Here is a 10732-nt window from a genome sequence, read left to right as displayed (position 1 = left end):
TGCCTGTTCCACAACAGATGGATTTTCTTTTTGCACCATTGTCAGCAACAGGCAAGATGCCTGTTCCACAACAGATGGATTTTCTTTTTGCACCATTGTCAGCAACAGGCAAGATGCCTGTTCCACAACAGATGAATTTTCTTTTTGCACCATTGTCAGCAACAGGCAAGATGCCTGTTCCACAACAGATGAATTTTCTTTCTTGTGGGGAGTAGGGGTTGGACACGCGAGCCCGCCCATAAAAGCCTGATTGAGAATGGTGCAACCTATGAGTTTCAAGCAGGTTTAACTATAATGACTTACCCTAAGAATAGTTTAGATCCTAATAATTATGCCAGAATCCTTTTTGCTCGGCCGGCTGCTGCTGCAATTAAACAGCGAAGTCGCTGATATTATTACAGACTTATCCGCTGTTACTTTAACTCCCGATGGCCATTTGTGGCTGGGTTCCGATGAAACGACTGCGATCGAGCGTTTGTCGCTTGTCGCGCCTCATATTTTTGGAGAACATCAAAGATTTGCGATCGCAGATTTTATCGATCTACCTGGAAAATGCGAAATCGATATCGAAGGAATGGATTTCAGCAGCGATTATCTTTGGCTGGTCGGTTCTCACAGCACAAAACGCAAAAAAACTAAAGGCAAAGACGCCGACAAAGATATTGAAAAATTAGCACAAATCGAGACAGAGGTCAACCGCTATTTGCTGGCGCGCCTTCCTATGAAAGACGGGATTTTGTGCGAGTCAATTTCCCCTTCAAACAATCCCGAAACCCAACTGAAAGCGGGATGTCTTCAGCGGACAGAAACAGGCAATTTGCTGACAGACGCGCTCAAAGATGACAGCCACCTCGGCTTGTATTTATCTGTGCCGATTCCGAGTAAAGAAAATGGGTTTGATATTGAAGGGTTGGCGGTGCGGGGCGATCGCATTTTGCTCGGTTTGCGGGGGCCGGTGCTGCGGGGTTGGGCGATAATTTTAGAGATAGAAGTTGAAGAGGCCCAAGCGGGAGTTTTAAGGCTTAAGGAAATTGGGGAAGGAGGGAAATTGTACAACAAACATTTTGTTGATTTGAACGGTTTGGGCGTGCGAGAATTGTGCTGGAACGGGGAAGATTTGATTGTTTTAGCCGGGCCGACGATGACTCTATCTGGGGCGACGAGGGTTTTTCGGTTAAAGGGGATTTTAGGGCGATCGGGCGACAGTATTACTGGGCAAGATGGGGGAGATTTGGAGGTATTGTTTGACTTGCCTTTTAAAGTGGGTACGGACAATGCTGAAGGGTTGAGCCTGTTTCCGTATTTGGGGGAGCAGAATTCGCTGTTAGTTGTTTACGATTCGCCGGATGCGGGGAGAATGGTTGAGGAAAGTGCTATTCTTGCTGATGTTTTTAGGTTGGGGTGAACAGAATTTACCAAGCAGCCGAAGCATACCTTACTCAACGGAAAACTGCTGTAGTTGCTTGTTTATCCAGATATTTTTTACTTTTGTCCTTTGCGAACCATATTCAGTCCATAAAGATACAATTCAGCAACAGCATAGACACGGGGGGGAGGATCTTTAGGACGAGAGCGTTCTGTAAGAATACCAGCGTCTACCATCTCTCTGATGAGTTCCGCTAATTTTGTATCCTTGACATCCCATATTTCAGTCAGTCGAGTCTCATCAATGGGGGAACGCTCGCCCCGTAATTTTGTTAGATATTCTTCCAATTCAGGGTATTCGTTGCGTACCTCATCCACCCGTTGCTCAGAAACATATGGCAAAGCTTCGATCAGTGCTTTTGGACGTAAAACTATCTCAGAACTGTATTCTGTAAGAAAATTTTTCTCAGCTTTGACTGCTTCTTGTAATAGCAATACTAAACTTCGAGGGAAACAGTTCTTTTGTCCGTCAGCAATACGGGTGCGAACCCAGTTATAGGTGTAGGCTTTTTTTCCCCGACCCATCCGCTCGCCCCATAAAGGATAAAGACTAGTACGCAATTGTTCTAACTCAATTGTATTGAGTCGATCGACAGTAACTCCCAATTTTAGCTCCAAAGATTTTCTCAAAGTCTCAGAACTTGTCAGGGATTGGCGCAGTACAAGTCTCCAAAGATCTGCCTCATCCCAGCGGAGTTGTAGCAATCGTCCGCTGTAATGTCCTTTGTTAGTAAAGGTGAGCTGATTCCAGATATCTTCTCGCAAAAATATCTTGGGGACAATACTTTTCAAACTTGTTCCGCTTTCGAGCCACCAACCAAGCAACGCTTCGAGGGAACGCTTACGACGAAGATAGTCTGTTGGAGTAGAGCCAAAGCCAGCATCTAGCTCATCATAAAGTAGCCACACGCGCTGAGTATTGTCTTGTAACCAACGGTCAACAGCACGCAATCGATCGCCTGATTGTGGAGAATTAGTGCTATCTGCCAACCACGAGACAATTTGAGCGTGTTCGGGATTTGGTTGAGAACTCAATCTAACCAGAGTCTCATCTGGATTAAATAGGGAACGCACTTTTGGTAGAGCGCGACACAGTTGCAATAGGGCATAATTTAACCAGAAGAATTGCCAGCTACTCTCACCCACCTGTTGTTCATAACTAGCTAAATCCGTGCTTTCTAGTATTTGTTCTTGCAGTCTTGGTTGGCCGTGTCCTGCAATAAAATAAACGTTGTTTAAATCAACATCAGAATGAGCTAACTTCTTGGCTGTTTCTGATTGCTCAACAAAAAGTCTAAACAGCAAGCTTTTTCCTGTTCCCTTAGCACCTCTTATCAGCCAACTTTTATTACTTAAAAACTTGGGAAAGTCCTCGGTTCTGTGAAATATCTCTGGAATACTAGATGGTTCTAATTCTTGGGCTGTTGCTGCTTGAAAATCTAACTCCTTTAATATCTTTTTATATTCGATATTTGTAGTTGCCAAGCTAGATTTAATATCGGGCAAGCTAGCATCAATGACCTCTGCAATCGGCAGATAATCATCTAGTAAGCTGTTAGATACGTTATTGACGAGACTAGACAAAGTGGCAATGTTGGGATTGTATAAAATTTTGTGGTAAAGTTCCTCAACTTTTGTTTCTACAGGCAAGCCCCAGTTATCCTCAATCCAACTCTCAACTCTGTTAGTCCAAATTCGCTGCAATTCATCTCCTACGGGTGGGATAGGTGTTAGGAGAAAGCGAATATCTGGCTTGCCTTGATAATCTCTTTGTTTCTTAACAGCTTGCACAACCCAACGCAGTCCTTGAAAACTTTGGTCAGTTGGGGAAAAGCAGATGATTGCCGTATCTGCTAGATCGAACAAGGCGATCGCGCTAGTGTCATTAAAACCTGGTCTAGCATCAATTAGAATAACATCGGGGTCTAGTCGATCTTTGATATCGCTTATCAGTTGTTCAACAGGATTTATTTCGCCTCTATAAAAAGATTGTAAAGTATGGCGATCGAGGTCAGCTAACCGATGAATATAATTTTCGTTATACTCTCCAGCCGGAACTAAAAATAGTTCGCCGCGAGTGCCTAAGTTAACCTGACAAATACAGTTATCAATAGTAGGAATATTTTGATCGGGAGTTAAATAACGTTGGTGTAGGTAATCCAATACGCCATACTGTTCTTCATTAATAGTCTCCAAATCGTTTTGAAACAAGACTGAAATGCCAGGGGCTTCAAGATCGAAATCTACCATGACTACTCGACGGTTGCGGGTTGCCAAAATACCTGCTACCAATCCTAATGCGGTAGAGCGACCGACTCCTCCCTTGAAAGAATAGAATGTGACAACTAATGGACTGGAACTATCTTCATCTAAACTTGCTGGCCGATCGGGTTCGGGAGCCATTAAAACATCTGACCACAGCGGTATTTGAATATGTTCGGGAGGTTGGTCAGCAGCTTCTTGTGGAGTTAACAAATCATAACCAGCCATTGGGTATTGACCCAAATAACAACCTATATTCTCTAAAAAACTGTCAATTTCCTCTTCGCGTTCAGCTAAAGACTTGCCATCAAAATAGCTGGTAACGACTCGAAGCTTCAGCCAACCCAGGGAAGTGCGCTTAATCTTAATCTGAGTTTGTGGATCGTTACCTTTTAAAACTTGGCTAAGATGTTCTGAAATTTGTTCTTCTAATATAATTGTATCGTTCATGATGCTTCACCTTGTTTAGATAGTATAAATCTATGTAATTGTTCTACGGCTTTTATAAATCGTATACTTTCCGCTTCCTTACCTAATTTATCTGAATAGCGAAGTTCATCATTCCGCCATGATGAAATTGTTTTCCATGCCTCTTTATAAGTGTTGCTTCTATCTAATTCTATGGCCCGCTTTAGCGATTCCACACACTCTAATAATTTAGGTAAGTTATGCAAATCTGAACCTTTCAGTCCTTTTTTAAACATCCAAGTATCTTTGAAATTGTTTATCTTTGGACCCTCTTCGTAACAAATGAGGGATTTTAGAGAACATTCGATCGCATAACCACCTAGGTACATAGCACCAGACCAACGTTTTTGCTGATGCAATGCTTGAGCATCTTTCAGTCGGTGACGAGATGCACCTAGCTGAACGCGCCTATCGTAAGTATCTGTCAATGGACTTACCTCCAGTATCACTTGAGTTTCCGATCGAGCTAGCGGAGCTTTAAGTTTACAGTAGCACTTGATGGCAATTACAAGTGGCAGTCAAGGGATCGTACAAACGAAGTGATGGCCAATTACGGCCGCGAAATTGGGTTAATTGTCGATCGCATCCCTTCGCCGCTGGCTGTAGCGTTTCAATTCATCAATTAACTGAGTATCGTTAGATGCTGTTCTCGCGCCCGCTTCCGCCGCCCACCGTTTCAAATCTTCAATTTGCGATCGCGCGATCGCAGCTAAAGGTACTGTATCCTCGATCGACCTCAAAATATCCTCCGTCATCAAATCCCGGCGCTGTCCGTTTACAAACGTGCCAAAAGCTCGGTACAATCCATCTATTACCACTTGTTCGATTTCTGCACCGCTAAAATTCTCAGCGCACTTCGCCAAAATCCCCAAATCAAACTCCCGCAATCTAGTCGGCCGCAAACGCTGCAAATGCACTTTAAAGATATCTTGCCGTTCCGATTCTGAGGGCAAATTCAAAAAGAAAATTTCATCAAACCTACCCTTTCTCAGCAACTCAGCAGGCAAAATCCGCACGTTATTTGCAGTTGCCACAATAAACACCGGACTGGTTTTTTCCTGCATCCAAGTGATCAAACTACCGAATACCCGCCGCGAAGTTCCCGAATCGCCGTCGCTGCCGCTGATAATGTTGCCGAAGGCTTTATCTATTTCATCGATCCACAAAACACAAGGTGCGATCGCCTCTGCTAATTGTATCATTTGCCTGACGCGACTTTCGCTTTCGCCGACCACGCCGCCAAACAATCTCCCAGTATCCAATCGTAGCAGCGGCAAACGCCATTCGCAAGCAATAGTTTTCGCAGATAAAGATTTGCCAGTGCCTTGAATTCCTACTAACAAAACTCCTTTCGGATTCGGTATACCGTAGCGACGCGCTTCGTCAGTAAAAGCATCTTGCCGCATCTTTACCCACTGTTTCAAATTCTCCAAGCCGCCCACACTTTTTAGGGATTCTCTGGAGTTAAAAAATTCCAAAATGCCCGTTTGGCGAATTGCTTGCTGTTTTTCCTCCAAAACTCCGTCAATATCTGACTCGTTAATTTGCTGTTTGGCGGCCAAAGCTTTAGCCAAAACCCGCCCGATTCTAGCGCGACTCAAACCCTGACAAGCTTTAACCAACTGTTCCCTTGCTAAACCGTTAACTTGCAACTGTTGTGGCTTTTCGACAACGTGGGAAATTAAACTGTCGATTTCTTGTACGTTGGGCAAAGGAAAATCAATTACTGTGACTTCTTCTTTCAATTCCTCCGGCAATTCCAGCGTGTGAGAAGTAAGAACTATAGTTTTTTTGCTGCGCTTCAATTCTCGCGTTAAATTCCGCAATTCTCGCACTACCGCCGCGCTTTTTTCGCTGTATGGATATTTCAAAATTGGGTGCAAATCCCGCAGTACAAATATGGTATATTCTTCAACAGCAGTTTTGCTGACGCGATCGAGGGCCGCCATTACCGAACCTTTCCCAGAACCGTTATCCTCCCAGCCGCGCACAAGATCCCAGAACAACACCCGGCGCGCGGGAGTTACTTGCAGCGCTACTTGGGCAATTACGGCTTCGACTGGTTCCTCCTCGGCGCCGACAATGTACAGCAGCGAATAGCGGGCGCGAATCATCAAATCTAGTCGCTTTACCAGTGCCTCGAAATGGTTATTTTTACTGCCATTGACGACATCTAATTCTTTGTTTTTTGGGTTGTTTTCTGTCATTTTAGTGAATAGTTTAGAGAAGAATTAAACTTTATTAAATATTTTGTTTGCAGTCAGGATTTTAGTCGTTAAAATGATTTAATCAAACTAAAGGTTTGTAGTAAGGAGGTTAGTCCTTAACAACTATTTAAGCGGACTAAATTCCGTACTGCAAACGTTAAAATTATAACAGCCTAGTAAGCAATTGACTACTTAGCAACTTTTCGAGCTTGTTTCACCATTTCAATGAGAGTGTGGTGAGCATCTTCGGCGTCTTTTAAAGTGCGATCGAAATTTACTCTGACAGGCACTGTTTCGTCGTTGACTTTAGCGGTTAAATCCATGCCGTTGGCATCAATAGCGAGCATTTGAGCTTCTGTAGCCTCTGGTTTGCCGCCAAATGCTTGAGCGTAAAGCACGACAGCGCTAGCGTGGTCTTCGTTCATGTGAGTGCAGATGCGATCGCTAATCTCAGTGGAAAACTGTTCTGACATGGGAGATTCCTCAGATGCAATATCGATCGATTGTACTGCGATCGGTACAAAGTTTTCAATAGCGAGGAATTGCCTCAAGAGTTATGAGGGATAAATAACTAAATTATATCCGCGTTAATCGGCGTTCATCTGCGGTTAAAGAATCCAATCATTCAACTATAATGATAAAATATTACTTTCTTAATATTGCCGAGTCACCTGAAGAACTCTAGCGCTTATATCGAACTACTCAAAACATTTCCGCCGCGACCCATAACTGCTGAGGAGGAGTTAATGGCAACTCAAGAAGCGATCGACTCTTTGTTGGATAAAGGCGAACTGACTCCCGACGAACGCGACTACCTCCACGTACTGGGAACCCTTGTTTATGAGTACGAGCAAACTTTATAACCCATACCTGACATTTACGTAGTAGAACTATTAAAGGCTTTAGTCGAAAAATTTGATGGGAAACAAAAAGACATAGTTCCTATTTTTGAAACCGAGTCTATTGTCTCAGATATCCTCCGTAAAAAGCGCCAATTTACAACCGAACATATACAAAAGCTTGCTGAATTTTTCTCTCTCTCGCCCGCTGTTTTCTTTCCGATACATCCAGTTAAAACAACTACTTGAATTGACAAACATATTTTTGTTGGTAGTAAGGACTTTAGTCCAGAAACCGGGTTTTTACGATAACACGCATTGTCACCGAGAGATTCTCTAAAAACCCGGTTTCTTGAATCGGAGTGCGTAAATCCTGAGAATGCTTCCTTTTCATTGTTTTTTAAAGGCGAGACAGTTTATCATAATTAGCAATTAGAGAGAATTTAAACAACCTGCCATGCTGTGGACACCCGGACAAATCCTCAAAACTCGCCCTCTCCGCATTGACACCATCCTGGGAATGGGGGGATTTGGCATGACTTACAAGGCCACACACTTGCAACTCAACTATCAAGTTGTCCTCAAAACACCGAATCTAAGTTTGCAAAATGACCCAGAATATCCCAACTTTGTTCGCAGATTTATCCGCGAAGGGCAAATCTTAGCCAAATTTTGCCAAAACGCACATCCTGGAATTGTCCGCATTAGCGATTTGTTTGAGGAAAAAGGTCTTCACTGTTTGGTAATGGATTTAATCGTCGGGCAAAGTTTATTTGATGCCGTACAGCAACAGGGACGACTCCCGGATACAGAAGCAGTGGCAATTATCCGCCAAATTGGAGAAGCATTAAGTGATGTTCACCAAGCAGGAATTGTCCATCGAGATGCCCATCCAGGTAATATTATGTTGCGTCCCAACGGGCAAGCGGTATTAATTGATTTTGGTCTGGCAAGTGAATTAATGCCAACTATTATTAGTAGCAGACATCCTCATAACCCTGCTTTTGCTCCTTGGGAACAGCATATGGAAGGTAGTGGTAAACCAACAGTTGATATTTATGCTTTAGCTGCATCTTTATATTATGCGGCAACGGGAAAAGTGCCAACAGCTTCCCTCAATCGGCATTTTAGAAATGAAGCATTGCCACCTGCGAAAAATTTTGGGGTGAAGGATTGGGTGAGTTTAGCTATAGAAAAAGGGATGGCATCCGATCCGCAAAAACGGCCGCAGTCGATGAAAGATTGGTTGAGTTATCTGCGGAAACCGATTCCGCCAACAGTTGCCGGTGTTTCGGTACAGCTTAAATGGGCGCGGGGTGTTGATTATACTCGCCTGCGGGATTTATTGGCGGCGGGGAAGTGGAAAGAAGCGGATGAGGAAACACTCAAGGTGATGCTAAAAGCTGCTAGACAGGAGAAGGAAGGTTGGTTCACAAAGGACTCGATCGAGAATTTTCCTTGCGATGATTTGCGGACGATCGACCAATTGTGGGTAAAATACAGTCAGGGTCGCTTTGGCTTTAGCGTCCAGAAAAAAATCTGGTTGGAAGTAGGCGGTAAAGTTGATTATGACACTGAATGCAAGCTAGGCGATCGTGTCGGTTGGCGAAAAGGAGGACAGTGGTTGGACTACAGTAACCTAACCTTTAAGATTGCAGCACAAGCAGGCCACCTCCCTTGGGCTTTGGCGCACGCGGGGTGGTATGGTGGTTGGGGGGGGGCGGGGTTTGGGTGGGTCTGTTCTCTCGCATCGAGAGCTGTAAGCTGTAACCTATAGCGATTTCAGCCCTTTGTCAAGTCTTTTTTCTCGAACCTTTGTTTACGAAATTATCTGCTTTTAGTCATTTCAATATCTGTTACACCTTGATATCACTCTTCAAGCAATAGACTCGCGAAATTCGGGTCATAGCAATTGGCCAACACAGACTGTTTGGGGTTCAGAAACCTGGTTTTTTACGAAATATTTGGTTGTAGCCAGCAGATTCCGTAAAAACCCGGTTTATTTGGTCAGTGTGTAAGTCCTAAGCTGTTCTGCATTTAAATGGTATGTCAATAAATTTTAAAGTCTTGTAGGGTGGGCGTCCCGCCCGCCCTCAATCTACAATTTAAATGCGCGACAGCTTAATCTACTCTAAAGAGGATTTTATCGAACACTTCTTAGTCAAACAGTAACAACTATATCATTCCAAATCCGCAAGAGCTAATTTCAAGCAAGCACGAACCTCCTTCCAGTCACGTTCCGACAGATGACCAATTAGAACTAAGTTGGAAGATGGGGGTAGAGTGACAATAAAACTGCGAAAAACTGAAGCGACTCGTAAACCTGCTGCAGCCCAATCTTGGAGTATATAATCAGTTAAACCTAAAGCAGTGGTCTGTGTAGTAAGGAGTCCAGCTATGACATCAGAGCGGGTTGTGTTATAGGTAACTGATGATAGAATTACAGCCGGACGACGTTTAATGCCAGTGACACCAGGAAAATCTACTGTCACCACATCACCAGGATTAAAAGACACTATTACATCTCCTCATTTTCAGAAAAAATGGTTGCCGCGTACTGCAAAGAAAATGCCGTCACATCGAGTTTATCTTCCTCAGTCCAAGTCTCGCTTTCATCGACAACCGACAGATTTTGCTGCACCAAATCGTTGAGAATAAGAGTTGCCAAGCGCAGTCTATCCTTTGGTGAAAGGGTAGACAGAACGCGATCGTAAACTTCTCGAACAGTAGTTAACATAGCAAATCCTCTTGCTTCTTATCTTGTGGAACACTTAGGACAGGTTGATTTGATTATAGCTCAAAAATTTAATAAAATTATGCTATAATTAAGTTCTAATTTTTAACCCCATATTCACCTATGCCAACTTTAACTGATATTGGCACTTTCATTATCCGCGATCCGCACCTTCGCGGTGGCATCCCTATTATTGCAGGTACTGCCACATCGGTGCAGCGAATCGTAGTCTTATACAAACAAGGTAATAGTGCTGAGGAAATAGCAGCGGATCTGGATCATCTCACCTTAGCGCAGGTTTATGCTGCACTGACTTATTATCACGCAAATCGAGCAGAAATAGAAGCAGATTTAGCGGCTGAACAAGCAGAATATGAACGTTTGGCAGCATTAAATCGGCTAAAAATGCAGGAGAAAGCATGAGCCAAATTCGTCTTTACTTAGATGAAGATTCACGAAGTAAAAAACTATTGCAAGCTTTACAAAGTCGTGGTGTAGATGTCATTACTGTTTCCGAAACAGGGATGTTATCTCGCAGCGATGAAGAGCAATTAATTTGGGCTTTTACTAATCAAAGGGTAATTTATAGTTTCAACATTAGGGATTTTTATAGAATCCATACCAATTGGCTAGAAAGAGGAGATTCTCATGCAGGAATTATTTTAGGACAGCAAAATTATTCAGTGGGAGAACAAATGCGTCGCCTTTTGAGTCTAATTTCTGCCAAATCAGCGGCAGAAATGCAAAATCAAATAGAGTTGATCAGTGCTTGGAGTGAAGAGTAAAGATATTATCGA

General features: G+C 43.3%; 11 protein-coding genes. 4 read left to right on the top strand and 7 right to left on the bottom strand.

Features of this window, described 5'->3' with window-relative positions:
* Positions 1-183, bottom strand: a 183-nt coding sequence (locus tag QUB24_RS01335; RefSeq protein ID WP_333149863.1) for a hypothetical protein, incomplete at its 3' end; no start/stop codon positions are given.
* A gap of 148 nt (positions 184-331) precedes the next feature.
* On the opposite strand from QUB24_RS01335, the gene QUB24_RS01330 reads away from it, so the two are divergent.
* A complete protein-coding gene (locus QUB24_RS01330; protein ID WP_333149861.1) occupies positions 332-1405 on the top strand; it encodes a DUF3616 domain-containing protein in 1074 nt (357 codons plus the stop codon).
* A 77-nt stretch (positions 1406-1482) separates the two neighbouring features.
* On the opposite strand, the gene QUB24_RS01325 is transcribed toward QUB24_RS01330, so the two are convergent.
* From QUB24_RS01325 to QUB24_RS01310, 4 genes are all read right to left on the bottom strand, one after another.
* Positions 1483-4137 (bottom strand): ParA family protein, encoded by a 2655-nt coding sequence (locus QUB24_RS01325; RefSeq protein WP_333149859.1) that lies wholly within the window; start codon positions 4135-4137, stop codon positions 1483-1485.
* The gene (locus tag QUB24_RS01320) at positions 4134-4583 is read right to left on the bottom strand and encodes a hypothetical protein (protein WP_333149857.1); all 450 of its coding nucleotides are present in this window, start codon (positions 4581-4583) and stop codon (positions 4134-4136) included. Before QUB24_RS01320 ends, QUB24_RS01325 begins: the two co-directional genes overlap by 4 nt.
* Before the next feature lie 141 nt (positions 4584-4724).
* Positions 4725-6362 (bottom strand): AAA family ATPase, encoded by a 1638-nt coding sequence (locus QUB24_RS01315; RefSeq protein ID WP_333149855.1) that lies wholly within the window; start codon positions 6360-6362, stop codon positions 4725-4727.
* A gap of 188 nt (positions 6363-6550) precedes the next feature.
* Positions 6551-6913 carry a DUF2470 domain-containing protein gene (locus tag QUB24_RS01310; protein WP_333149853.1) on the bottom strand — a complete coding sequence of 121 codons (363 nt, stop codon included), beginning with the start codon at positions 6911-6913 and terminating at the stop codon, positions 6551-6553.
* A gap of 745 nt (positions 6914-7658) precedes the next feature.
* On the opposite strand from QUB24_RS01310, the gene QUB24_RS01305 reads away from it, so the two are divergent.
* A complete protein-coding gene (locus QUB24_RS01305) occupies positions 7659-8978 on the top strand; it encodes a serine/threonine-protein kinase (RefSeq protein ID WP_333149851.1) in 1320 nt (439 codons plus the stop codon).
* Positions 8979-9381: 403 nt separating this feature from the next.
* Here QUB24_RS01305 and QUB24_RS01300 read toward each other — a convergent pair whose 3' ends face one another.
* The gene (locus QUB24_RS01300) at positions 9382-9717 is read right to left on the bottom strand and encodes a type II toxin-antitoxin system PemK/MazF family toxin (RefSeq protein ID WP_333149849.1); all 336 of its coding nucleotides are present in this window, start codon (positions 9715-9717) and stop codon (positions 9382-9384) included.
* A gap of 2 nt (positions 9718-9719) precedes the next feature.
* A complete protein-coding gene (locus QUB24_RS01295; RefSeq protein WP_190734845.1) occupies positions 9720-9938 on the bottom strand; it encodes a hypothetical protein in 219 nt (72 codons plus the stop codon).
* 120 nt (positions 9939-10058) lie between these two features.
* Between QUB24_RS01295 and QUB24_RS01290 the strand changes: the two genes are divergently transcribed.
* Both QUB24_RS01290 and QUB24_RS01285 read left to right on the top strand, forming a co-directional pair.
* Positions 10059-10358: a DUF433 domain-containing protein gene (locus QUB24_RS01290; protein WP_333149847.1), complete on the top strand. Its 300-nt coding sequence runs from the start codon at positions 10059-10061 to the stop codon at positions 10356-10358.
* Positions 10355-10720 carry a DUF5615 family PIN-like protein gene (locus QUB24_RS01285; RefSeq protein ID WP_333149845.1) on the top strand — a complete coding sequence of 122 codons (366 nt, stop codon included), beginning with the start codon at positions 10355-10357 and terminating at the stop codon, positions 10718-10720. Before QUB24_RS01290 ends, QUB24_RS01285 begins: the two co-directional genes overlap by 4 nt.
* Positions 10721-10732: the final 12 nt, after the last annotated feature.

The organism is Microcoleus sp. B9-D4, assembly GCF_036705105.1.
GTDB lineage: Bacteria > Cyanobacteriota > Cyanobacteriia > Cyanobacteriales > Microcoleaceae > Microcoleus.
Note: the sequence above shows the minus strand (reverse complement) of the source record. Positions and strands in the feature narration are given on the sequence as shown.